General features: G+C 42.3%; 29 protein-coding genes and 1 pseudogene. 9 read left to right on the top strand and 21 right to left on the bottom strand.

What is annotated here, in order from left to right:
• Window positions 1-4: 4 nt before the first annotated feature.
• The 6 genes from dgoD to G343_RS0108155 all read right to left on the bottom strand — a co-directional run bounded on the left by dgoD (window position 5) and on the right by G343_RS0108155 (window position 5,256).
• Complete coding sequence (gene dgoD, locus G343_RS0108180) at window positions 5-1,153, bottom strand: galactonate dehydratase (protein ID WP_020007647.1); 1,149 nt, start codon at window positions 1,151-1,153, stop codon at window positions 5-7.
• Window positions 1,143-1,781: a bifunctional 4-hydroxy-2-oxoglutarate aldolase/2-dehydro-3-deoxy-phosphogluconate aldolase gene (locus tag G343_RS0108175; RefSeq protein WP_020007646.1), complete on the bottom strand. Its 639-nt coding sequence runs from the start codon at window positions 1,779-1,781 to the stop codon at window positions 1,143-1,145. Before G343_RS0108175 ends, dgoD begins: the two co-directional genes overlap by 11 nt.
• Window positions 1,782-1,791: 10 nt before the next feature.
• Entirely contained in the window at window positions 1,792-2,739 is a 948-nt protein-coding gene (locus G343_RS0108170) for a sugar kinase (RefSeq protein ID WP_020007645.1), read from the bottom strand.
• Complete coding sequence (locus G343_RS0108165; protein WP_020007644.1) at window positions 2,730-3,497, bottom strand: IclR family transcriptional regulator; 768 nt, start codon at window positions 3,495-3,497, stop codon at window positions 2,730-2,732. Before G343_RS0108165 ends, G343_RS0108170 begins: the two co-directional genes overlap by 10 nt.
• 163 nt (window positions 3,498-3,660) lie before the next feature.
• On the bottom strand, window positions 3,661-4,284 hold the full coding sequence (locus G343_RS0108160) for an SDR family oxidoreductase (RefSeq protein ID WP_020007643.1): 624 nt from the start codon (window positions 4,282-4,284) through the stop codon (window positions 3,661-3,663).
• A gap of 120 nt (window positions 4,285-4,404) precedes the next feature.
• A complete protein-coding gene (locus tag G343_RS0108155; RefSeq protein ID WP_026366322.1) occupies window positions 4,405-5,256 on the bottom strand; it encodes a fumarylacetoacetate hydrolase family protein in 852 nt (283 codons plus the stop codon).
• Between the two features lie 158 nt (window positions 5,257-5,414).
• Here G343_RS0108155 and G343_RS0108150 point away from each other — a divergent pair, with 158 nt between their 5' ends.
• From G343_RS0108150 to G343_RS0108135, 4 genes are all read left to right on the top strand, one after another.
• Entirely contained in the window at window positions 5,415-5,618 is a 204-nt protein-coding gene (locus tag G343_RS0108150) for a helix-turn-helix transcriptional regulator (protein WP_020007641.1), read from the top strand.
• A gap of 2 nt (window positions 5,619-5,620) precedes the next feature.
• Window positions 5,621-6,304 carry a DUF3169 family protein gene (locus G343_RS0108145; RefSeq protein ID WP_020007640.1) on the top strand — a complete coding sequence of 228 codons (684 nt, stop codon included), beginning with the start codon at window positions 5,621-5,623 and terminating at the stop codon, window positions 6,302-6,304.
• Between the two features lie 283 nt (window positions 6,305-6,587).
• Complete coding sequence (locus G343_RS0108140; protein ID WP_020007639.1) at window positions 6,588-7,232, top strand: DUF2975 domain-containing protein; 645 nt, start codon at window positions 6,588-6,590, stop codon at window positions 7,230-7,232.
• Between the two features lie 14 nt (window positions 7,233-7,246).
• On the top strand, window positions 7,247-7,459 hold the full coding sequence (locus G343_RS0108135; protein ID WP_020007638.1) for a helix-turn-helix domain-containing protein: 213 nt from the start codon (window positions 7,247-7,249) through the stop codon (window positions 7,457-7,459).
• 48 nt (window positions 7,460-7,507) lie between these two features.
• On the opposite strand, the gene G343_RS0108130 is transcribed toward G343_RS0108135, so the two are convergent.
• The 7 genes from G343_RS0108130 to G343_RS14480 form a co-directional block, all read right to left on the bottom strand.
• Window positions 7,508-8,308: a hypothetical protein gene (locus G343_RS0108130; protein ID WP_020007637.1), complete on the bottom strand. Its 801-nt coding sequence runs from the start codon at window positions 8,306-8,308 to the stop codon at window positions 7,508-7,510.
• Between the two features lie 80 nt (window positions 8,309-8,388).
• A complete protein-coding gene (locus tag G343_RS0108125; protein WP_020007636.1) occupies window positions 8,389-8,925 on the bottom strand; it encodes a hypothetical protein in 537 nt (178 codons plus the stop codon).
• A 193-nt stretch (window positions 8,926-9,118) separates the two neighbouring features.
• Window positions 9,119-9,715: a class I SAM-dependent methyltransferase gene (locus G343_RS0108120; RefSeq protein ID WP_020007635.1), complete on the bottom strand. Its 597-nt coding sequence runs from the start codon at window positions 9,713-9,715 to the stop codon at window positions 9,119-9,121.
• Window positions 9,716-9,761: 46 nt separating this feature from the next.
• Window positions 9,762-9,962, bottom strand: a complete 201-nt coding sequence (locus tag G343_RS0108115) for a hypothetical protein (RefSeq protein ID WP_020007634.1) — start codon at window positions 9,960-9,962, stop codon at window positions 9,762-9,764.
• Window positions 9,963-10,670 carry an ABC transporter permease gene (locus G343_RS0108110; protein ID WP_026366320.1) on the bottom strand — a complete coding sequence of 236 codons (708 nt, stop codon included), beginning with the start codon at window positions 10,668-10,670 and terminating at the stop codon, window positions 9,963-9,965.
• 1 nt (window position 10,671) lies between these two features.
• The gene (locus G343_RS0108105) at window positions 10,672-11,385 is read right to left on the bottom strand and encodes an ATP-binding cassette domain-containing protein (RefSeq protein WP_020007632.1); all 714 of its coding nucleotides are present in this window, start codon (window positions 11,383-11,385) and stop codon (window positions 10,672-10,674) included.
• Window positions 11,382-12,041 (bottom strand): TetR/AcrR family transcriptional regulator, encoded by a 660-nt coding sequence (locus tag G343_RS14480; RefSeq protein ID WP_020007631.1) that lies wholly within the window; start codon window positions 12,039-12,041, stop codon window positions 11,382-11,384. The genes G343_RS0108105 and G343_RS14480 overlap by 4 nt, the downstream gene beginning before the upstream one ends.
• A gap of 559 nt (window positions 12,042-12,600) precedes the next feature.
• Here G343_RS14480 and G343_RS0108095 point away from each other — a divergent pair.
• Window positions 12,601-12,900, top strand: coding sequence for a hypothetical protein (locus G343_RS0108095; protein WP_020007630.1), 300 nt, complete (start codon window positions 12,601-12,603; stop codon window positions 12,898-12,900).
• Window positions 12,901-13,237: 337 nt separating this feature from the next.
• On the opposite strand, the gene G343_RS14475 is transcribed toward G343_RS0108095, so the two are convergent.
• On the bottom strand, window positions 13,238-13,753 hold the full coding sequence (locus G343_RS14475; protein ID WP_020007629.1) for a hypothetical protein: 516 nt from the start codon (window positions 13,751-13,753) through the stop codon (window positions 13,238-13,240).
• 450 nt (window positions 13,754-14,203) lie between these two features.
• Here G343_RS14475 and G343_RS15750 point away from each other — a divergent pair, with 450 nt between their 5' ends.
• Window positions 14,204-14,377 (top strand): hypothetical protein, encoded by a 174-nt coding sequence (locus tag G343_RS15750; protein ID WP_020007628.1) that lies wholly within the window; start codon window positions 14,204-14,206, stop codon window positions 14,375-14,377.
• 912 nt (window positions 14,378-15,289) lie between these two features.
• Here G343_RS15750 and G343_RS15410 read toward each other — a convergent pair.
• The 5 genes and pseudogenes from G343_RS15410 to G343_RS0108060 all read right to left on the bottom strand — a co-directional run bounded on the left by G343_RS15410 (window position 15,290) and on the right by G343_RS0108060 (window position 18,800).
• Complete coding sequence (locus tag G343_RS15410; RefSeq protein ID WP_020007626.1) at window positions 15,290-15,382, bottom strand: type I toxin-antitoxin system Fst family toxin; 93 nt, start codon at window positions 15,380-15,382, stop codon at window positions 15,290-15,292.
• A gap of 104 nt (window positions 15,383-15,486) precedes the next feature.
• Window positions 15,487-15,752, bottom strand: a pseudogene (locus G343_RS15185) (helix-turn-helix domain-containing protein); the annotation flags it as partial.
• Between the two features lie 289 nt (window positions 15,753-16,041).
• On the bottom strand, window positions 16,042-17,229 hold the full coding sequence (locus G343_RS0108070; protein WP_020007625.1) for an MFS transporter: 1,188 nt from the start codon (window positions 17,227-17,229) through the stop codon (window positions 16,042-16,044).
• Between the two features lie 15 nt (window positions 17,230-17,244).
• Window positions 17,245-17,652 carry a MarR family winged helix-turn-helix transcriptional regulator gene (locus G343_RS0108065; RefSeq protein WP_020007624.1) on the bottom strand — a complete coding sequence of 136 codons (408 nt, stop codon included), beginning with the start codon at window positions 17,650-17,652 and terminating at the stop codon, window positions 17,245-17,247.
• Between the two features lie 164 nt (window positions 17,653-17,816).
• The gene (locus G343_RS0108060; protein ID WP_020007623.1) at window positions 17,817-18,800 is read right to left on the bottom strand and encodes a LacI family DNA-binding transcriptional regulator; all 984 of its coding nucleotides are present in this window, start codon (window positions 18,798-18,800) and stop codon (window positions 17,817-17,819) included.
• Window positions 18,801-18,897: 97 nt separating this feature from the next.
• On the opposite strand from G343_RS0108060, the gene eda reads away from it, so the two are divergent.
• Both eda and G343_RS0108050 read left to right on the top strand, forming a co-directional pair.
• Window positions 18,898-19,536, top strand: coding sequence for a bifunctional 4-hydroxy-2-oxoglutarate aldolase/2-dehydro-3-deoxy-phosphogluconate aldolase (gene eda, locus G343_RS0108055; RefSeq protein WP_020007622.1), 639 nt, complete (start codon window positions 18,898-18,900; stop codon window positions 19,534-19,536).
• Window positions 19,536-20,543: a sugar kinase gene (locus G343_RS0108050; protein WP_020007621.1), complete on the top strand. Its 1,008-nt coding sequence runs from the start codon at window positions 19,536-19,538 to the stop codon at window positions 20,541-20,543. Before eda ends, G343_RS0108050 begins: the two co-directional genes overlap by 1 nt.
• A gap of 82 nt (window positions 20,544-20,625) precedes the next feature.
• Here G343_RS0108050 and G343_RS0108045 read toward each other — a convergent pair whose 3' ends face one another.
• The gene (locus G343_RS0108045; RefSeq protein ID WP_020007620.1) at window positions 20,626-21,477 is read right to left on the bottom strand and encodes an SDR family oxidoreductase; all 852 of its coding nucleotides are present in this window, start codon (window positions 21,475-21,477) and stop codon (window positions 20,626-20,628) included.
• 95 nt (window positions 21,478-21,572) lie between these two features.
• Here G343_RS0108045 and G343_RS0108040 point away from each other — a divergent pair, with 95 nt between their 5' ends.
• Window positions 21,573-22,742 carry an ROK family transcriptional regulator gene (locus tag G343_RS0108040; RefSeq protein WP_020007619.1) on the top strand — a complete coding sequence of 390 codons (1,170 nt, stop codon included), beginning with the start codon at window positions 21,573-21,575 and terminating at the stop codon, window positions 22,740-22,742.
• Window positions 22,743-22,788: 46 nt separating this feature from the next.
• On the opposite strand, the gene uxuA is transcribed toward G343_RS0108040, so the two are convergent.
• Entirely contained in the window at window positions 22,789-23,820 is a 1,032-nt protein-coding gene (gene uxuA / locus G343_RS0108035; RefSeq protein ID WP_020007618.1) for a mannonate dehydratase, read from the bottom strand.
• Window positions 23,821-23,832: the final 12 nt, after the last annotated feature.

The following is a 23,832-nucleotide window of genomic DNA, read 5'->3' as shown; positions in this document are numbered from 1 at the left end:
CATATTACCATTCTGCTATACTTCCATCCTCATGTTTCCATACCGGATTCTTCCAGTTATGGCCCGCTCTGCTCCTCTCTCTGACATAATCTTCATTAACATCAATCCCAAGCCCCGGCTGATCTGGAATCTGTACTTTACCATCCTTATATTCGAATACTGATGGATCCTCGATATAATCCAAAATGTCATTCCCTTTGTTGTAGTGAATACCCAGACTCTGTTCCTGAATGACTGCATTATGACAGGTTGCATCGACTTGCAGGCATGCAGCCAGGGCGATCGGTCCCAACGGACAATGCGGCGCAGCTGCAACGTCATATGCTTCCGCCATTGATATTATTTTTTTACATTCGGTAATTCCGCCTGCATGGGAAAGGTCCGGTTGAATAATATCAGCATAACCATCATGCAAAAGATTTTTGAACTGCCATCTGGAATACATTCGCTCACCTGTAGCAATCGGAATGGATGTATGCATGGCAATATCTTTTAAATGTTCATTGTTTTCCGGAAGCACCGGTTCTTCTATAAACATCGGCCTGAACTGTTCCAGTTCCCGTGCTAATATTTTGGCCATCGCTTTATGGGCGCGTCCATGGAAATCTATACCGACTCCGAAATCTTTGCCGCACTTTTCTCTAATAGATGACACTCTTGCCAACACTTCGTCTATTTTTCCATATGAATCTATATATTGAAGCTCTTCAGTGGCATTCATCTTCACCGCTGAAATCCCCTCGTTTTTTAGTTTGAGTGCAGCGTCCCCTACATCCTGCGGCCGATCTCCCCCCACCCAGGAATACACTTTTATGGATTCTCTTGCTTTTCCACCAAGCAGGTCATGGATAGGGGCATCATAGTATTTACCTTTTATATCCCAAAGGGCCTGGTCAATACCGGCAATAGCACTCATCAATATTGGACCGCCTCTATAGAAACCAGCTCTGTACAGTTCGTTCCATATGCCTTCAATCTCCATCGGGTTGTTCCCAATGATGGTATCCATCATTTCAATAACTGCAGTTTTAACCGTTGCTGCCTTGCCTTCGATAACTGGCTCTCCCCATCCGCTCACCCCTTGATCAGTTTTAACTTTCAAAAACAACCATCTTGGAGGTACAGTGAATAATTCATAATCTTTAATCTTCATTTTGCTTGATCGCCCCCTTAAAGCTTTGCACTCTCTCTTTGACCTCATCCAGCAGTGCATCATCTACTTCAGACCGCTTGGGGACTAACGCAGAGTTTATACCGACCGCCTGGGCTCCAAATCGTAAAAATTCATTAATATTGTCCGGTGTTACACCACCGGTAGGCAAGAGGACCAAGTCATTCATGGGTGCCAGCACATCCTTGATATAGCTGGGTTTGAGCTGGTTGGCCGGGAAAACTTTTATCATCTCTGCCCCGGATTCATATGCATGATAAATTTCCGTTGGTGAATAGCATCCCGGGATATACAGCATCCCGTTTTCTTTAGAAAATTGGAGAACCTGCGCATTATACACTGGAGACAACAGAAACTCTGCTCCAATATCCATACACTCTTTGGCTTCATCAACTGTAAGCACTGTACCCGCACCAAGCAGAACTTCATGACCATAGGCCGCCTTTATTCTTCTCAATGTTTCCTTTGCATCCGGAGAGTTCAATGCCACTTCAAGCACATTAAAATCATTACTGATTAATGTCTCTGCAATATCCAAAGCTTCCTTGGTATCATATCCTCTGAGAATGCCGATCATTTTGTGCGAAATAATCCTGTCCACTGTACTCATAAAATGCCCCCTATCTTTTCACTTTTTCATCATTATCCTTCTTCATTACCTCAGTCAGCATCGCTTCAGAGGGGAGCCCCTGGTAATCTCCAATAAATTGTGTAATATAGCCGCCAAGGAAGCATGCCCTTTCTACAAAAAAATCCGGCGATTCTTTTTTCAGAATGCCTGATAGGATGCCCGATGCAAACGCATCACCGGCTCCTACCGGATCTATTTCAATGAACTGTCTTGGGTTTTCTACATAATTTCTTTTATTGTTAAAATCATAGACAGCCCCGTCTTTTGCAAGCTTTAGAAAAACGTCCTTACAGCCAATCGCTTTAAATCTGTCTATTGCTTCCTCGTCACGCATTTCACCAATCAATATTTTCGCTTCATTTCGGCTGATGATTAAACAGTCCACGAAAGGCAGAAATTCCATAATTGTTTCCCTGGCTTCTTTTTCTGACCACATCTTCAATCGGATGTTCGGATCAAACACTATCCTTATCTGACCGTTTAATTTCTTCACAAGGTCAAAAAGCATCGTCTTAGTGGAGTCACTTAACGAAAGCGTGATTCCTGTCAGATAGAGTATCTTCGCATTCTTCACATATTCCAAATCAATATCTTCAAGTTCCAGCCGGCTTGCAGCTGAACCCGTCCGGTAGTATGTTACATCGACACTGCCATCAGGTATAATCTGTTTAAAAAATATACCTGTTTTGTAATTTTTATAAGATACTTTAGAAGTCTCCACATTTTCTGCTCTGACTTTTTGCAGGATGAACTCCCCCAATTCATCTTTGCCCAACGCGGTCACCCACGAGGTCTTATGTCCTAACCTGCTCAACCCAATCAGTGTATTTGTTTCCGCACCTGCAACATACGGTTTGAAATTTTCCGAATGACGAATATATCCAGCTGGTTCATTCACTAAAGAGACCATCGATTCACCTATTGCAATCACTTCCATATCTGTCCACCTCCGTCAAAGCCCTGAGTAATTGAAATTTCATTCGCTGCACTTGTAATTGTTTCAATCACTTCATTTTTTTTGTCTGCCATTCTTGGTTTAGATCCCGCACAGCTGATTGCAGCAATCACTTCTCCCTGATCATTAAGTATCGGCGACGCAACGCAGTAGACACCAACATCATTCTCCTCGTCGTCAATGGAATACCCCTGTCGTCTGTACTCATCTATTTTTCCCTTTAACTCTTCTGGATCTGTAATTGTATTGGGAGTATGGGCTTCCAATTGAATGTTATTGAATATTTCATTCCTGATATGTTCATTTTCAAAAGCAAGAAATACTTTGCCCAGCCCAGTACAATGCAAAGGCTTTCTCATACCGGGCTGCGCTGTGGTCCTTGCAGATCTTTCATTGTCCACCTTTGCCAGATAAATAATTTCTGCCTCTGAACGAATAGCGAGAAAAACTGTTTCACCCGTTTTCTCTCCTGCTTTTCTTAATACAGTACGACTAGCACTGTAAATATCATTTGTAATTCTTGCACGGTTGCCTGCAGTAATCAGTTTATGACCTAATTTATAAGTATTTGCTTCAGATTTAACCACATATTCTTTGCCCAACATCGTCGACAACAACTGTGACATACTGCTTTTCGGAATTTCCAAACGATTGGCCAGTTCCATCAAAGTAGAACCATTTTCATCGGAGGACAAATAATCTATAATATCAAGAATTCTTTCTGCCGATTTAACCGACATTTTTCCACCTCTCATAATTCATATATATGAACAAAGTTTTTGTATATGAATACAAAAACAATATATTACTATATGAAAACGGTGTCAATATAAAATATAAGAAAATTTAAAATACATAAAAAATCTGGACCCATCTGGGTCCAGATCACACTTTCTATATCGTTTAAAACAGTTCGCCAACAGGTGTCTGTCCGCCGAGCAGATAATACACTCGATCAGCAGGTTTCTGATTGACGATTTCCGCTAGCACACTTGCTACATCCGCCCGTGTGACTTCTCCAGGTTCCGGCTGGTTAACAAATAGTTCCACTTTATCCGTTGCCGGATCATTGGTTAACAGACCCGGGCGAAGGATAGTATAGCTGAGTCCGGACTGTTTTAAATGCTCGTCGGCGCGGTATTTCGCATGCATGTATGGTCTCATCTTCTCTCCTGCCTGACGCGCATTCTCAACACCCAGCCCACTGACCATGACAAAATGTTTCACACCATTTTCCCGAGCCAGGTCAATTGATTCCATCGCACCTTCCTGGTCAATCAGGATCGTCTTATCCGCACCGGTATGCGGGCCGGATCCGGCAGTGAACACCACCGTATCAATATTATCGAAGGCTCGGGAGATATCCTGCTCCAAGTCTCCAAACACCGCTTCCACACCTTCATCTTTAAAGGCTGCAGCCTGGTCTTCCTTCCGCACCATCGCCACCGGCGTATGTTCAGAATCTTTCAGCTTATCTACGACAATCCTGCCGATTTGTCCATTCGCTCCGATCACCAGTATTCTCACTCGTAATCTCCTCCTTATAAGGTTTTTTCAATATCAATCGTGCGCCAGATGATGAAGGTCTTCAAGTGAGATGCTCATATATAAATTAAATCCGATGCTGCTAGAACACCGGACATCTTGTCATTCCCTTACCATAGTTGTCACGAGTCTGCCAAGGTCTTCGATTTCGACTGACACTTCATCTCCCGGGGCAACCCATGGTTTTTCATCTCCTTTATAACCTTGCGCAACACCTTCCGGTGTGCCTGTCAGGATGACGTCCCCCGGATGCAGGGTCATATATTTAGAAATGTAACTGACCAGCGCCTCACTCTTGAAAATCATATCGTTTGTATTGGAGTCCTGTCTCAGTTCGCCGTTCACCCTGCAAGTAATTCTAAGTTTATTGGGATCAGCAATTTCATCTTTCGGTACTACATACGGCCCCAGCGGACAAAAACCGTCCAATGTTTTACCGAGCAGCCACTGGCCGCTCCTGAATTGGAACGTCCGTTCTGAAAGATCATTTGAACAGCTGTAACCGAAAACATAGTCAAGCGCTTCTTCTTCAGAAACATCTTTCGCTTCCTTACCCATAATAATCGCCAGTTCTGCTTCATAATCCACCTGTGTCGCTTCTTTGGGGATTTTCACCTTATCGTTACTGCCGGATAAGGAATTATTGAATTTGCTGAATAAAATCGGATACTCAGGTGCAGGCATATTCGATTCTTCTGCATGTTTCTGATAATTCAACCCTACACAGATAATTTTCCCGGCACCATCCACCGACGGACCAATTTTCAAATCGTTGAAATCCATGAATACCTCTGACTCTTCTTCAAGAGCAAAATCCAGGAACTCAGCCAAACCTTCATATCTTTCAATGGCATCGATCATCGTCGGATAGGCCCCTGATATGTCCAATACGCCTCTGTCTGAAAGTACTGCCGGTTTTAATTGTCCTTCTTTATAGAATGTTAATAGTCTCATCATCATATTCCTCCCAAAATTGTTACAGATTGCGATTCCAAGAAAGTATATCATAATATTCTGATTTCAAATAGTATGACAATAATACTATGTATTTTGACTATTTTATTTGTCATAATACCAATTATTATGTATACTAAAGATGCAGAGGTGATGAAATGAAAACAAGAATCAAGGAGTTAAGAGCGAGAGACGGCCTCAATCAAACTCAGCTTGCCAGACGTGCAAAAATTTCCCGTCAGACCGTCAGCCTGATTGAACGTGAAGATTATGTCCCTTCATTATTAATTGCCAAACGCATTTCCATCATTTTCAACGAGCCTATCGAGAATATTTTCATATTCACTGAAGAGGAGCTGTAAGTATGAGCAAAACAATTTTGAGTTATATCCTTTATGCTATTGCGGGATTTGTCACAGTAATCGTTATCGTAAACTTTGATCCGGGACAGGGATTAGAAGGTGTCGGACTCGGTATCAACCTTATCACACTGCTTGCAGCCGCTGCGTCAGCACTGTATGGCATCATCGGTTACTTTCAGCTGAGGAAAAGTGCTCAAGATCGAAACATCGAGGAAGATGCACTGGACGAATATATGTATAAAAAATACACCGATAATTCAACAGCATTGATGGTTACGGTGGTACTTAGTACAGTCGCAATGGGCAGCAGCATCATATACGAGACTTCTATATACCTGACAATCGCAAGTTTTGCAGTATTGGCTGCAGGCTTGGTATTCATGTCTATACTCCCGTCAATTTTGAAGACAATGTACCCGGAACGTGTAGATCTGCCGGACCCAAATGATTCGAACTTTGCAGAAAAACTGTATACTGCTTCAGATGAAGGAGAAAAACTGATCATGGCCGAAGGGTTATATAAAGCATTTATATCAATGAGCTCGCTTCTGTTTATAGCATTAGTTGTGCTTATGATCTATTCAATGGCCACAGGCAATAACCAGATGCTTGGCATGATAATGATTGCGGCAATATTGATTTACTCCAACGTGACATACGCATTAACCATCAGAAATAAAGGGTAACTGCTGAGAGATTTTTACAGGCAGGCACATTTTGTGTCTGTCTTTTTTATGGATACCTGAGGGGTTCTTTATGTAGATCCCTATCATGCGGAATGATTCTTTCTCATCATCGTTGCGGGCTCAAACAAGCGAAAGTCCATTTTTTGCAATAAAACGCAAATAAAATTAGCATAAATATTATCATTATGTATTAATTATTTAATGATTATCATTAAATAATTATTGTTTTTAGTTATTGAACATGTTATATTTAAGTCACCAAACAAAGGGAGGCTTGAATTTTATGTCTAACTCAGTTGTTGAAAAAAAGTTCAAAACTTTCGTGACTACTGCTTACGTATTCTCTTTTATCATCCTCGCCCTTTTCGCAATTGCACTGCTCGCCACAATTGTCGCTGGTGTCGTTTTATTCTTCATCCCCCAGGAAACGATCAATGGGTTATTAACCAGAATTCCTGCCGAAGTCAGCTATGAAGCCAACGGTGTTTCTTTACAGATTACAGATTCTTTTATAGAATCATTGACGCTTGAGAAACTGCCGATTTTCTACGTGTTGCTGGCATCGTTTATCAATGTGGGAGTTGCAACTTTTATCATATTCCTAGTCAACAGGTGGCTCCACAATTTGAAAAGCGGGGATGTATTTGCTCAGAAAAACAGCCGCTTCATTGAAAGCATCGGATTTGCGTTCGTTGCGCTCGGTTTCCTGAGCGGTCTGGGTGATCTGGCAATGCAACACTTGATGAACAGTGTGCTGGGCTCAGCCGAGGAGATTTTTGAAATGACAAATAAATTCATCTATTCCGGAAATTCATTGAACTACAGTATCGATTTAACGCTACTGTTCACCGGGCTCTTGATATGGATAATCGGAAGGGTGTTTAAATATGGTACATTCTTACAAAATGAATTTGATGCTACAGTATAAGCGGGTGAATACAGATGATTATTATTAGATTGGACCGGATGCTGGCTGACCGCAAAATGTCACTGGGCAGACTTGCGGAAGAGGTAGATATTTCCAACGTCAATCTTTCAAACTTGAAAACTGGCAAAGTGAAAGCCATCCGATTCTCCACATTGGATGCGATTTGCAAGGCTCTCGATTGCCAGCCGGGAGATATTCTGGAATATGCAGAAGATGACGAAGCATAATCGAGTAAGAACGGGGCTCTGATTTGTCTCAAAGCCCCGCTGTTTTAATCATACCAGGTTATTTTTTAAATAATCAGGGATATCCTTGCGTTTTATGGAAGCTAACTGTTTGAATGTGCTTCCTTTTTCCAATTGAGATCTGACAAACTCCCAACCGGCATAGTAAGCTTCTCTTCGATGACCAGAAGCTCCCGTTCCGAAAGTAAATTTCTCAATCGTCTCACTGCGTGAATCGGATAAATAAGGTAAAATCCCTTCCAGAATTTTTGTTCTATCCTCGCGGCATTTTTGTAACCACCCTTTTTCTACCCCTATTTCGATATAATCCTCATCGCTCTTCTTAGGTATGAGATGTTTAGTGACTTGTAATGCCAGCCCCTCCTGAAGAACAAGTTCAGCCACCGGCCGTTCCCAGCTCATGTCTAATGAAGCGGTCTCTGCATGTACAATATGAGTCAGTTCATGAACGATGATAATATCAGACCATTGGTGCTCAACTGGTAAACAGAGCATGGATCTATGTTCATCATACGGGGCTGTAAATGCATTATTATCAAATGTACCCACAAAGAAAACGATGACAGCCGGTATATCGGCTTCACTTCCCAATAACGTTTTTATCTCATCATAGAACTTCCCGATTCCCGTTTGATCCGGCTCCCATGATCGAATCCGTTCTATATTGGACTGATATTCCGGCCAAGTTTGGTTTAATTGGCTTCGTGCCTGCTGGTCGTAACCGGGCGGCAGGGCTGCAAAATTATAATGTTCTTTCCATAACCGCCATCTTTCTGTTTCGTCAGTGTGCGAATTATTAGCCCGGTCGAAAAAATTCAGGAATTTAGGCACAAGGTTTACAACTTCTAGATTTTAAACAGATAACTTTACGATCGAACATGACGCAGCATAAATTTCAAGGAATTTAACATTTATGCCAGCAGGAAACGGACCAATCCCAAAATGGCAAAACAGAATAAAACAATTCCAGAGCCTGTCCCCGTAATTGCGCTTTTGTCAACGACAAGTTTTTTGGCAGCCCACGGGGATATGACAGCAATCACGATCAAAAATACCGCCAATATATATAATGCGGGATCCCTAAAGACATTTACCAGAAAGAAAAAATGTGTGCCTACGAGAAAACCGATCCATGGCGCAACAAAATCCTTTTTTTTACGTCGGATCAAAAGGAATGCTCCGAGACCGCCGATAATAAATTCCGCCCAGAACACAATCAAGTAGGTCATATACGCGCCCGCTTCTGACAAAGCAGTCGCTTCTCCCCAATTGGTGATACTTAAGTAAACGCCAATCAGGCAGACCAGCAAGGCAGCTCCGGAAGCCGCTCCAAGATATTTACGCCAATTTTGTCTTGGATTCTCCTGTGCCCAGCCGAACCAGACCATGCTAAACATACCGAAAATCGCCATATACATTGTGTAATCCCTGATATATTCCAGCTCCATAGCGCCATCCCCTTTCACCTTGAAACCATCAATCCTTTTTCAACACCTTTACAGTCATTGTAAAATGTTTCTAGGATAAAAAATAGTGATATCTGTGACCAATCGCTATGACAAATGTAATGAAACAGCTTCAACAAACAGTCTAAGGCCAAATTCAGCAAACCGTTTCGATGAAGCTGCCCATCAGTCCCCATCATTTCACACTGGTGGATATGAACATTGATGCGTCCTGATTCATAAAAATACGCGCTCCATGATGAAAGGTCCTGATGTTATTCGATTTAAATCCAACGCCGGATAATATATTCTCCAGTGCTTTATGAGCGAAACCATTGTGCACTTTAGGATGATTGATCTTATCTGTTTTGTCGAAGTCAACAATGATAAGCCTGCCGCCGTTATTTAACACGTTGAACAATTCATGCAGAATCTTCTTTGTATCCGGAATATGAAGGAGGACCAGAGACATTAAAACAATGTCCGCCTTAAGTTCTGGCGTTTCCTGGGTGAAGTCTGAAGCAAGGACTTCTGAATTGGTGATTTCCCTCTGAGAAATTTTAGCCGCTGCACTCTTCAGCATTTGCTCTGAAGCGTCCACCAATAAAACAGAATCCACTAAATCCACCAGTTCCAGACTGACCAGTCCTGTGCCGGCGCCATAATCTATTAAGGAAGCTGATTTGCTATTTTGCAATTCCGTCCTAACTTCCTGAACAATGATCTGAGCTAAATCAATTCTATCTTTTGAATCATATCTGTTTGCTATCTGTTCAAATGTATTATCTTCCATAATTACCCTCCTACAGCTATCCTAAGGACAATGTTATCACTGAGAATTATATTACTATCATCACCACATTAAACACGAGAGTCAGTCCCCCGACTAAAATCAAAATAATCCCCGTATTTACCTGCCAATTTTTCTTGAACTTTCGCAAAACAAAGGCTCCAGCAAAGATCAGCATAACTGCAAAGACAATATTCAGTATATTGATCCCCTGGTTCATGGATATAAACAGTAACGTCAACTGGATCATTCAGGCCACCTCCAAATCCCGGACATGTTTAGCGGCTAATAATGTCGATACACTCAGCACGACAATACATAGAACCAGAGTGACAAGTAATATGACTGGGTTGGAGAGTACTTCCATAAATACATTATTTGTAGAAGCAAGGATGACAACGGTTGAAATAATCGTTAACGGAACAGACTGTCTGTAAAGTCCGATTGTCATCGCTGTAACACTTATTGCACTCATAGCAGCCATCGAAAGCAGAGTCAGGGACAGAGCATCTAAAACCACCGAAGATACAAATGTGTCATTGACCAGCGGCGATATGGATTCCGTCAGGAAGAACAGTGTAAAGACAACCGTATTTGAAATCATCATAGCGGCCGCAGTAAACAGCAACACCGCAATGATTTTGGATAAGAGTATCGCTGAACGTCTCACCGGATAACTGTAGATCAGTGTTAAACTGTTTGCGTCGAATGTATCGATAACCATTTTGGCAAACATTGCGCTAGCAAGCACACTGTACGTGGTCAAACTGACAAGGATTAACAACCCTGACACCGTGGAGTATTCCGCGAACATCAAGAGTTCAGGATCTTCATCTATTCGGGGAATATAAGCAAACAGGTATATAAATCCTATAAACAGTATTGTTGCGATAATCACGCTTAATGTATATGGTCTTAAATTGGTCTTCCTGTACTCCAGTCTGATTAATTTGAGCAATTTATCCATCCCCTTCGGTCATGTTAAAGAAAAATGTTTCTATCCCATCCGGATAATTGATCTTTAATGTCTGCATCGATACTTCCGTTAATAGTTCCCCCTTGTGCAGTATGCCGATTTCATCAGCAACATGTTCGATCTCATTCAAAATATGACTGGATATGATCAGAGTCATGTCAAATTGACCCCTCAGCTTTTTGAACAGTGCTCTCATTTCTTTTACCCCTTTAGGATCAAGCCCATTTAACGGTTCATCCAGCACAAGCAATTCAGGCAGATGGATAAAGGCGCGTGCGACAGCCAGACGCTGCCTCATGCCCAGTGAAAATTTTGCAACGGGAAGGTCGCCAGCCGTCTTGAGACCGACAATTGTCAAAGCTTCTTCAATGGTTAAATGGTCAGTATTCATGTACTCAAGGTGGATGGATAAGTTTTCATACGCACTCAAATGATTATAGAATACTGGTGTTTCAATTACTGAACCAATCAACGGCTTCACATGTCCATCATCAATATGAAGTGCATTTCCGTTAAAATATACTTCACCCAAAGAAGGTGCGTTTAAACCACTTAACATTTTTAGCAAGGTTGATTTACCGGCACCATTGGGGCCGAGCAGCCCGTATATATTTCCATCATCAACATTCATATTTATCCGTTTCAACACTTCATATGAATCGTATAATTTTGAAACATCAGCAGTTTTCACTTTCACATTTGCCCCCCCTGATCATGCTCTACATGAGTGTATGTCCGCAGAATGTGATCAATCATTTCATCTTCAACGATATCGGCACCCATGGTTTCCATCAAATGCTGCAGAAACTTCAATCTCTTTTCTAAATCATTGATACTGCCTTCAATTAAAATCGGGGCACACCAGAAATTAATCAGCAGGAAGAATACTGCTGCACATTCTTCCGGATAATGAACACTTAATGAGCCATCCGATTCCCCTTCCCGCATAATGTCTGCTATCAGCGGGGCACTGCGCTTTAATGATACTTGCAGCGCGCCCAGGATGAATGGTGCATTCTTGTTTTGCGAAAGCATCATATCCTCTAATTGATGCGACTCAATGTAACCCCAGTTTTTTCTTAAAACTCCGCGTAATTTCTCTTTTGCCGTCAGTGACTGGTTATCTTTTAAGTAAGAATGCATTGTTTTGACAATATCCTCACCATGAGAATGGAGAATCGCCTGTAATATATCTTCTTTCGATTCAAAGTGATGATAGATTGCCCCTTTGGACATCCCTGCCCCATTGATAATGTCCTGAATGCTGGTATTATCGTACCCTTTACTGATAAATAGTGTACTGGCAGTTGATGTAATTTTGAAAATCGTTTCTTGTGAATTATATTTAGTCATCATATCTCCCCTATTAAAAACCGACCGTTGGTATCTATTTGTAGTATACATTATTCTTATCAGATGTAAAATGAAAACTTAAATGTAATAAGAAATTATATGCAAATGACCCATCGTGCCGCCGATAAAAAAGGTAGTCAAAGGTTGAGTATAGTAATTTTAATTACGATCGAATTGAGTTAAATACGATGCTGTTCTTATTTCAAACGTGTGCATGTTTTCTAAATAAAAAAATGCCCTTTAGACGCGTTTTATGCCAGTTTTAGAAACGTTGTGGAATTCTAAATACTGATAAAAAACGGTTCGAATTTTTTCCAGGTTACGTTTAGGATAAACAATAGAGATTGATTTATGCCGAGAAAACTTTTTGATGCTGACCGACCCTAAGTTAAACTAAAAAGCCGGCAGGCGGACATGAGGTATCAAGTTCGCCTGCCGGCAGCTTTTTGGGTTTTTAGGGTCGCAGCGCATCAGGAACCAAAAGGAAATTGGAATAAAAATAGAAAAGCCATAGCAAATTCATGACTGAATGATGTTTGGTTAATGTAAATATCCGATTATGATTAGTATTATCAGTGATACAATAAAAATTGATATTGATATTGCAAAAAAAGTTAGAAAGTTGATGGAATCAACCTTCCAAATATTAAGGATTTGTAGAATCGATAATATTGAAGATATAGCTAAAGAAAATGATGAAATTCCAAAAATGAAGTATAAAGCTATAATTAATAATTCCATTGGTAAGCCTACTTTACAAGCATTTTTTGAGGTTTTGAAGCGCAGAATTTTTGTGACAAAAAATCTGGTTGCTTCTTCTCTTGATACCAGAAATAACAAAAGAAGCTTATGTTATTAATACAGCGGCTAATGACGGTGTACAGTGATTTAGAGTCCGGGAAACAACGTGGGAGATGACTAAATGCGCTGGTTAATGCTACTGGTTATTCGCAGCATTGATGTTAGTTTCAGATAAAATAATATTCTTTCGTATCAATATAAGAGAAAACTCTTTTTTATTTTTCTATTTCTAAAAATGAATAGATACCTAAAAAAATAAGTATAAAAACCACTGGTAATGAAACAATGATGTCACCATCTAAAGTAAAGAACAACGCCAATAAAAATAGTGAAGTTAAAAAGTAAATATAAGAAAATTTCCTACTTAATAATAATTTTTTCATAATTATCACCTGTTAGAAACAAAAAGTAGCTGCTCCAGTCATACCTGAAAAAGCACCCCCAAAGACTCCACCGCCTAATACAGTGACAGGGGTTGCGCCCATTGCACCAATGCCCATACCAGCAAGCGCTCCACTACCAGTAGATCCTACAGTCCCTAACGCACATTCCGCAACTCCAAAAGGTTGAATTTGTGAATGGTACTCGACTAATAAGTCATTTCCATCTTTCTTATAAACTAGATTAACAGGCGCTCCATTTTTGTCTACAGATTCAGCAGGCAAATCTGCAATAGTCCCTGTCACATTATCTTTAATACGAGCATTACCATTCTCATCAATATATCCTTCCCCATTTTCAATATTCAACTTCATAATACTATCATTTACTTTTTCAAAATAGACCATACTTTCATCTGAAGTCTCCGAATCAGATGCTTCTGCAAAGTTAAAAGAGCTCAAAACTGAAAATATTAATACAAAAGACAAAATCAGTTTTAAACCCATAGAATTTTCAAATGTTCTAATCATTTTCTTGCACCTTCAAAATAAATTTCTCCCTAACACTAACACAGTCATACAAAGAATAAAGGACGATCTTTACAATTTTATTCCTATTGTCTTTTAGTTTATTTAGGGTCTGTCAGCAACCAAAAGTTTTTTCGGCATAAATGGATCTTCACTATATTGTTACGTGTCAAAGAGAAATTTTTTCGCAGAGACATCATGTAAAACGTTTACATGTGATTTACGGATTTCTAGTGTTAAAACCGACCCGGAAACTATCCTTTCAATAGATGAAAAATGCTGAGGGAAGCTTATTTAACTTTCTAGGGATATGCGAAACTCATAACAACGAAAACTTTAAAGTCTTTAATTCTCGTAAGAGCATATGATTTTGAATCAGATACCGTTTCAAAGATACACGCAATAACGACGGCCAAAGACATCAAAACAGAAAAAGAGGTTTTAATCCAGGCGTTGGATCATTACCTGCTTTCAGGAATGATCAAGCATGACTCCGTTGAATTTAAAACATTGCAGAAGATGAATGAGATAGAAGCACAACTCGAAGAGTTGAACAGCATAATGAATCATGTGAATCCCGGGGTCAGCATCAACAATTTATTTTTGGCCTCTGAATTTGAGATTTGAAAACATCCGAAAACAATTATTGATAAAGACACTTTTGAAGGACACTATTTTTCTGAAGCTAAAAAAGAAAGTCAAAAAATGATCCGTATAAAAGACTACGAGAATCACATGAAACAATCGAAGCACGATGACAGAGACTCGACAGACTCTAGAAGAGAATTTCATAAAGAATAAAGTATCCAACCAAAAAGCCAAATCAGCCTTCCTGAGTGTTTTCTAAACTTTTATGAAGGTATAAAATTATTTTTAATAATATTCTCCCGTAAGGGTGCACTTATACGTCGTGAGCGATGTCTGCGTAAAACTTTCTCGCCTATGCTCGAAAAACAGTAGATGCCCATTCATGTTGAGAACATTTTTGATTATTTTTGGATTAAATCAAGAGGAAATTGGAATCAATAACAAAAGAGGCGCTTATATGTCTTATGCTGAAAAATTTTATGGACTCATTGAAGATTATCACTATTTGAAAAGAGAAATTCATCTTATCGAGTATGATATCGAAGATAGAGTCTCAGAATACTGTGCCGTCAACCCGAACGGATATGAAATATGTGAGAGGATTAGGATTAGATTGGGTTTTTGTAGAAAAATGAAAAAGAAAAGAATAAGTAATATAATTTTTTGAATTTTAATGTTGTATATATCAACAGATTTAACGGCGAAAAACAACTTTCTGGAAAAAAATACTAAAACACAGAGCGTTTTTAAGGCAAGTTAGAACTATCAGCATGCAGAAGGAGACGTAACCTGTCTTTAAACGGCTCTATATAGCTTGGTTTATTTACGGGTCAGCATGAACATGTTATAATATAATTAACAAATAGGATGTTGTACATGAAACACCGAACCCCCAATCTATGGCTGTAGATTGGGGGTTTTATTTGGTGTATTGGTCTAGTCATCTAGTCATTAATCACGATTATCCAACCAATAAGCGAACAATGTGAGTATCCCATCGACAGTAATTGGTGCAATAAGAAACTCAAATAGGGTGCTGTACATGATGTCACCTCCTTCCATGCTACCCGCACAGAAGTGAACTAGATGACTTCATCAATTTTATCATAATAAGTAATTTTAGGAGATATACGTATTTATAATAGAAACTAGTCTAGATTATTCTTAATTCTGTATATCGTTTGCCGTGTAATACCACCCTCCTTCGCAATTTTAGATATCTCAATCTCTTCCTTTAGCCGGAGACCACACGATGATACACAAGTCTTTTTTGTGGGTCTTTGGCTTTCGGTGAGTAAAGCGTCAGCCGACCTTTATACACGCCTTTGGCCTTTGCAATGGCTACACCTTGGGCTTGCCTTCTCTTAGATTCACTGCGCTTTTGTTCACCAATCATGGCCAATATTTGTATAATCTAATAATATTAAATTTTCAGAAATTAATAGGAAGATTTACACAGTTTAGAGGCAAAATAGCATTCCAATAATCGACCGTTTATTGAAATATTTTCTGGGTTAAATTTAACCCTGATTTATCACTGTTTTTTGTCTTATATTTATATAAAAATCCCCGAGTCAAAATGTGATTTTGACTCGGGGATTTTTGGCTTTAACCAGGACTTTTGTCCCAGCCCCTTTACGAAATTCGCCTAACCAAAAGTTCAGCTTTAAGGGTTCCCCACACATTGGAACCCTGTCTTTTTATCACTTATGGCTTGTCTTCATATTTCTTTCGGAACTTTCATGTCTGCCGTACACGAAATAGAAGATAATCATCGCCAGGAGTATGGACAATACCAGTCCTTGATATAAGCCGCCGTAACCAAGTGACGGCACAAGATAACCAAGTACAAACGGACCGAAACCGAGCCCGACTTCAAGCATAATGAAATATGTGGACGTTGCGAGTCCGACGTTTTCTTTTGCTGCCAGATTTACACTGACCGTTTGTGCGATGGACTGGAAGTTACCGAAACCGAGTCCGATCAATGCACCGGCAGCCAGCAGAACAAGACCTGTTGATGAATTGCCAAGTATATAGAAACCAACTGCTGTAACAATAAACGCCGGATACAGGACAATATTTGCCCCTTTCTGGTCGAGTATCTTTCCTGTGAAAGGACGCGTCAGCATCACGACTGCTGAATATACCAGGAAGAAGAAACCAGCTGCTGTGACCAGATCCACTTCAACGGCATACATATTCAGAAAAGACAGCACTGCTGAGTAAGCAAGTCCCATGAAGAGTACTGAGAATCCCATCGGCAGTGCATCTCCGTCAATCATCCTGAACCGTTCTTTAGGAGGCACATGCCCTTTCTCAATATTATTGGTTTTTACCATTGGCAGCATCAATGTAACGAGCAGCACCGCCAGCATTGCATAAAACTGCATCGCACCGAAGCTGATGTAATCAAGCATCAGGAATCCGAGAAATGGTCCGACGGCAGAGCCGATGACAAAGCTCAGACTGAAGTAACTGATGCCTTCCCCCCGTCTGTTTTCCGGTACGGATATGGTGGCCAGTGTATTCAATGCCGTACTGATGACGCCTGTCGTAAATCCGTTGAGGAACCTCACGGCAATGAGAAATATAAGCCCGCCATCTACGAAATAAAGCAGATACGTCGCGAAGAATAGAATTGACCCGATAACCATGATTTTACGGGCACCGATCCGGTTAACCTGGAATCCGGAGACCGCCCGGCCCACGATGAAAATGCTGGCCACCAGCCCAGCTGTGGACGCACTGGCTCCAAAATTTTCGATCGCATAATTACCGATGGTCACAAGGGAGAGATACATTGTAAACATAAGTATAAAATGATAAAGAAATAATATGATAAACTCTTTCGTCCAAATCCTGCCTGTCAAATGCTCACTTTTAGCCAAAAATTTCCGTCCTTTCTACACGTTCATTTTCTTAAACATTCTGATCAATGCTTCAACTTCCTTTTCAGATAAGTGCCTCAGCACGTCCTGCTGCATTTCTTGCATCTTGCCGCTCACTTCATTGAAAAGCCTTGAGCCTTCGTCCGTCATCGCCAGATGCTTCACCCGCCGGTCCTCCCCCTGCGTGGATTCGATGAGACCCAATTCCAGAAGATGCTTGATCACCTTGTTCGCCGTCGGTTTTTCAATCTGACGGCGTCTGCTTACATCCACTAAAGTCGTTGTGCCATGTTTCGCAATATCCTTAAGAATCAGCCACTGGGAACTGTACAGATCATATGTGGATAAAACATTATTCGCCTTGTTGATATAAGGCCGGTGCAGCGCGACATAAGCATCGAAAAATTCCTGTTCAATGTTCAAGTATTCACCTCATTAATTAGTTAGACTAACTAATTGTATAGTCATCAGCCGCTTTTTGTCAATCTTTGGAAACGCTTGCTTTGAAAATAAAAATACGAATGCTTTTACACTGCATACAAAACCCGCCAGTTTAAAATTTTCTTAAACTGGCGGGTGGTTTTCCACTATCTGTCAATTAATGCCCCTTCGTATTCACTAATCATCTGACGGGGTTCTGTTTGATTTTCAACTTGCTGCATCAGTGTCTCATAGGCATTTGATGCGATTTCCTCGATCGGCTGAGTAATCGTTGCAAATCTCGGCTGGTATACATCAGCAAGCGGCAGATTATCAATCGCGACGATGTGATGCCTGCCCCGGATATTTATCCCTGATTCACTGACATAATTCAAGAATGCCATCAGGGCAAAGTCGTTGGCGAGGATGATGCCGGTTTTATCCGTATCAACGAACTCCTGACTGATACGTTCTGTTAATAGATTATTGGTGTCCTTGATCACCTGGTGTTCGAGGTGATTATTCTTTTCAGCCAGTTTTAAAAATTGATCGCGCCGTTCAACTCTGGGCGTCAGCTGCAATTGATCCGCCACACCGATATAGCAGAAGCGTTCGGCCCCTCTGCTCTGCAAAAAGTCATATGCCGTTTTTACAGCTTCGCTATTATTTAGCTTGAAGACAGGCACATCCACATCTGCCATATAACGGTCAATGAAAACCAAAGGAAATCGTTGGTTGGCCATCCGTTTATAAAGTTCATCATTTTCTGTCGTCGGCATAATAATCAGACCGTCAACCTGTTTGGAGATCAAGTTGTTGATATACTTCTGCTCCTTGTCCGGATCATCGTCAGCATTACAGATGATCAGGCTGTAGCCGTTCATATCGCAGTAATCCTCGATTTTCCTCGTCAATGAAACCGCAAAATGATGAAGAATGTTCGAAACGATGATGCCAATCGTTTTCGTCGAACGATTCTTCAGATTCCTTGCCATAAAATTAGGCTGATAGTTCAATTCCCGGACCGCTTCTTTGACTTGTTCCTTTGTTTCCTCAGCCATGTAATTATAGCGTCCGTTCAGGTACTGGGAAACCGTGCTGATGGACACCCCCGAGCGGGTGGCTACATCTTTGATTGTGACTTTTTTCATGGTATAATACTCCTATGACTAAAACGTTTTAGTAAAACAGATCTTTAATCCTTGGAACGTTTTTTTATTTATCAAATATCTACTGGGGAGTGACTTTATGAGAAAGTTTAACATACTGAACAAAATACATGACAACTATTTAATCGCAGTCGTTCGCGGCACAGATTACGATGATACTGTTAAAATGATCGAACAAATCATTGCTGGCGGCATTAAAAATATAGAAATCACTTACACCACGCCGCAGGCGAGTGAATTGATCGAGCATTTCGCAGCGCTTTCCGACATTAATGTCGGCGCCGGCACTGTCATGTCCAGGGAAACAGCGGATGAGGCGATTCGCCGCGGGGCTGAATACGTGGTCAGCCCTCACTTCGATGCTGATATCTCCGAACTGTGCAATCTGAACCAGATTCCATACCTGCCGGGATGTGCGACAGCGACTGAAATCGTTGAAGCGATGAAGTCCGGCGTGGATGTGCTCAAGGTATTTCCGGGAGGCGGTCTCGGACCCTCATTCATCAAGGATATAAAAGGACCGATGCCGCATGCGAATCTGATGCCTTCCGGCGGCGTGAACAAGGAAAACATGGGCGAATGGGTTAAAAACGGTGCTTTTGCGATAGGCATCGGCAGTGCACTCGCCAAAGGTTATGACGGCTCTAATCCTGAAGTTATCAAAGAGAATACTGAAAGCTTTGCAGCAGCTTACGAAGCGGTGAAAGGAGATATATAATGCGTTTTATCACTTTTGGAGAAATCATGATGCGGCTCAGTACAGAAGCTTCATCCACTTTTAAAACTGCAGATCAGTTCAATATTAATATCGGCGGCAGCGAAATGAACGTGGCAATGAGCCTGGCCGCTTCCAGTGTTGATACCGCCATAATCACATCACTGCCGGACAACGGGTTTGGCAGACGGACGGAATCCCTGCTCAAAAGTAATGACGTCAAAACCAAACACATAAACTTTACTGACGGCAGAATGGGTACCTATTTCCTTGAGAAAGGATTCAATGTACGGTCCTCCTCGGTCATCTATGACCGCAGAAACTCCAGCTTCGAACAATCCGTACGCAGCGATTATGATTTTAAACGGGCCTTCCAAGACTATGACTGGTTCCATTTCAGCGGAATCACTCCGGCGCTGAACCCCGAACTGCAGGATGTGCTCATTGATGCGCTTGATGCCGCTAAAGCACTTGGGCTCACAATCAGTGCCGACCTCAACTTCAGGGGCAATCTGTGGAGCTTTGAAGCAGCAAGAAAAACAATGACAAAATTCGTTGAATACTGTGATGTGATATTCGGCTATGAACCGTTCGAATTGATAGAAAACGGCCTTGAAGTAAAGGATGGATTAGAGCGGAACCCGGATGCAGAAACACTCAAACCGATCTTAAATCAGATACATGAAACATACGGCATTTCCCATATCGCGTTCACACAGCGCACCACCGTCCATACAAACAAGAATATTATCAAAGGCATGATCTCAGTGGACGGACACATATCAGAAACCGATGCCTATGAGATCGACATCCTCGACAGGATTGGCACCGGCGACGCTTATACTGCAGGTGTCATTCACGGATTGATGAATGAGCTGACTCACGAAAATGTATTGCACAATGCCCTTGGCAACATGCTTTATAAACACACAATCACCGGTGATTTCCTGACAGAAGACATTTCAGGCATGGGAAGCGTGCTGGATGCGACAAGAGAAGTGAAGCGCTAGAGGGGCCATCCCCGCAACTCCAATACAAAAAGGCATGAAGATGTTATTAAACATCTTCATGCCTTTTATTATCCATTATAGCTTACACACCCGAGTAAGCTGAAAATCCACCATCTACTGGAATAACGATACCATTGACGAAGCCGGAGGCTTCATGGTCCGCCAGATACAGCAAGGTACCAAGGAGTTCTTCGGGTTCGCCAAATCTTCCCATCGGGGTCGCACTGATGATTTTATGGCTGCGTTCTGTCAGGTTGCCGTCTTTATCGAAGAGAAGATCCCTGTTCTGCTTTGTTGCCAGAAATCCGGGCGCCATAGCATTGACTCTGACACCAGTTTTGGACATGTATACACTCAGCCACTGGGTAAAGTTGCTGACTGCTGACTTTGCTCCGCTGTAGGCAGGGATTTTCGTCAGCGGAGTAAATGCGTTCATAGAAGATACATTGATGACTGCAGCATGTGATTTCGGCGCCATATCCCTGCCGAAAATCTGGGACGGGATCAATGTGCCCAGGAAATTGAGTTTGAAGACAAAATCAATGCCATCTGTATCGAGAGCGAAGAAGTCTTTCGCCTCCGGATCCTCCAGCCTCTCCAGATCCAGATACTCGTCGTCTGTAGAGGCTTTTGGACTGTTGCCGCCTGCACCGTTGACTAAAATGTCGCATGTACCCAATGCCCGGCCGATTTCCGTTCTTGCTGCCTCCACTGAACTTTTATCTGTCACATCACAACTCAACGCAACAGCTTCCCCGCCGTCATGCCTGATGCCTTCCGCAACTTCTTCACAATTTGCAAGTGTACGGCCAAGCACTGCAACTTTCGCCCCCGCCTCAGCGAGCGCTGTGCAAAAATATGAACCGAGCACACCGCCGCCGCCAGTTACGACAGCGACTTGGCCCGTAAGATCCGTTTTTATATATCCACTCATAGGTGATACCTCCCATTTAATTTAAACTGAAATTGCTGATTATATTATATTTTGTTAAAATTTGTTTAATACTTAAACTATAAAGAGGTGTCATAATGCTTACCGGTGATGCGAACTATATCAAATCCATGAACCGACGTCTCGTGCTCGAAGAAATCATCCGCAACAAATCAATTTCCAGAATCAGTATTTCCAAAAGAACCGGGCTGAATAAAGCGACGGTTTCCTCTCAGGTGAACGAACTCCTCAACCATTCATTGATCATTGAAAAACCGGTTGAAAATTATCAGCAGCCCGGCCGCCGGCCGATCAACCTGGAGATCAACCCGATGAGCACATACACAATCGGGATTGATATTGACCGCGACCATATCCGGATCATCATCATCAACCTTAAGGGCATGACTGTCTATAACAACACCTACGATTTTGATATCCGACGTACCGACCAGCTGATTGATATACTGCCAAGGCTGTTGCAGCCGGTCATCAAACAGTATGACCAGGTCTATCAGCCGAACAGGCTGGCAGGTATCGGTATCAGTTTCCACGGCATTGTGAACGAGGAACAGGAACTGCTGTACTCCCCGCCGGATGAAATCAATCTGAAACCACTGCTGACACTGCTCGAGGAGACATTCAATGTGCCGGTCTATGCTGATAACAACGCCAACATGGCCGTACTTGCCGAACAATCATTTACAGAATATCAGCCGAACCTTTACTGCGTGACCCTTTCAAGCGGCATCGGTCTTGGGATACTGCTCAATAATGAAATCTTCAAAGGTTTTTCCGGATATGCCGGCGAAGTCGGCCACATGATCATCAAACAGAACGGCATTCAGTGCAGATGCGGCAACAGCGGCTGTTTTGAACGGTACGCCTCAGATGAAATGCTGAAACAGCAGCTGACGGAACAGAATATCGACCTGTTCGACTATCCGGACTATTCAACATTGAAGGCGGATGAAAAAACAAATCAAATCTTCGATGACTACATTTCATATCTGGCAGTCGGCATGAACAACATCATTAATGTCTTCAACCCGAAAAAGCTGATCATCAACAGCAGCATTATTAATAACTACCCGGAACTCCTCGATGATTTGAAACCGAAGCTGATCTCCTCTTTTATCGATTATGACGAGATTCTCATTTCCCCGCTGGGCAGCCGTTCCAGTGCGCTGGGCGCAGCGATCGTCCCCCTTGAAAAGTTTTTGGATATTAACCATCTGGATCTGAACGATTATGATTACACCCATTAACCGTACCGCCCTGACTGCACCAGCAGCCAGGGCGTTTTTTTAGAACTTAACGCCTCAATGTATCCAGAATGCCATTCAGATACGTTGCCCCGAGGGCCCGGTCATATAAACCGTAGCCCGGGCGGCCGGTCTCGCCCCAGATCATGCGGCCGTGGTCCGGCCGGATTGGTGATGTTACCCCGTTTGCCGCCAGTTTTTCCAACAGGCCGACCATATCCAGTGAACCGTCATGGACCGAATGCGACGTTTCCTGGAACGATCGGTCACCGGTCCACTTCACGTTTCTTGCGTGAACGAAATGGATGCGGTCTTTCGCGGCATCAATGATCTCATACAGATCGTTGTCCGGATTGGACCCATAGGACCCCATGCAGAATGTAATGCCGTTATTTGGACTCGGCACCGCTTCAAACAGCCGTCTCAATGCATCAGCACCAGTGATGATGCGCGGCAGCCCGAAAATGCCCCAGGGCGGATCATCCGGGTGGATGGCCAAGCGGACACCCTCCGCTTCCGCTACAGGGATGATGCGTTCCAGGAAATACACCAGGTGTTCGAACAGCTGGGTTTCACTGATTTCGCGGTAAGCATCCATAATGGCCTTCAGATCATCGGTCTGGTAGGACAGATCCCAGCCCGGCAGCGTCAATTCGCCGCTTAACGGATCGATGTCTCTGGCCGCTGCCTCATCATACTTCAGCGCATTCGAACCGTCTTCCAGGGCGGCATCAAGTGCCGTCCGGGTCCAGTCAAAGACCGGCATGAAGTTGTAACACACCGTTTTGATGCCGGCCTTGGACAGGTTACGAATCGTTGCCTGGTAGTTTTCAATCAGCGCGTCGCGGTTGCCGCGTCCCAGTTTGATATCTTCATGCACCGGCACTGACTCGATGACATTCAATGTCATCCCGTGAGCAGCAATCTCATCCCTCAGGCTGACAATACGGTCATAGGGCCACACATCCCCGGCCGGTATATCGTAAATAGCTGAGACAATCCCTTTCATTTGCGGAATCTGACGAATGTGCTCAAGCGTCACCGGATCGTCAGCGCCGTACCATCTGAAACTCATTTCCATAAGCGTTTCTCC

Source organism: Salinicoccus albus DSM 19776 (genome assembly GCF_000385175.1).
In the GTDB taxonomy this organism is placed as follows: Bacteria; Bacillota; Bacilli; order Staphylococcales; family Salinicoccaceae; genus Salinicoccus; species Salinicoccus albus.
Note: the sequence above shows the minus strand (reverse complement) of the source record. Positions and strands in the feature narration are given on the sequence as shown.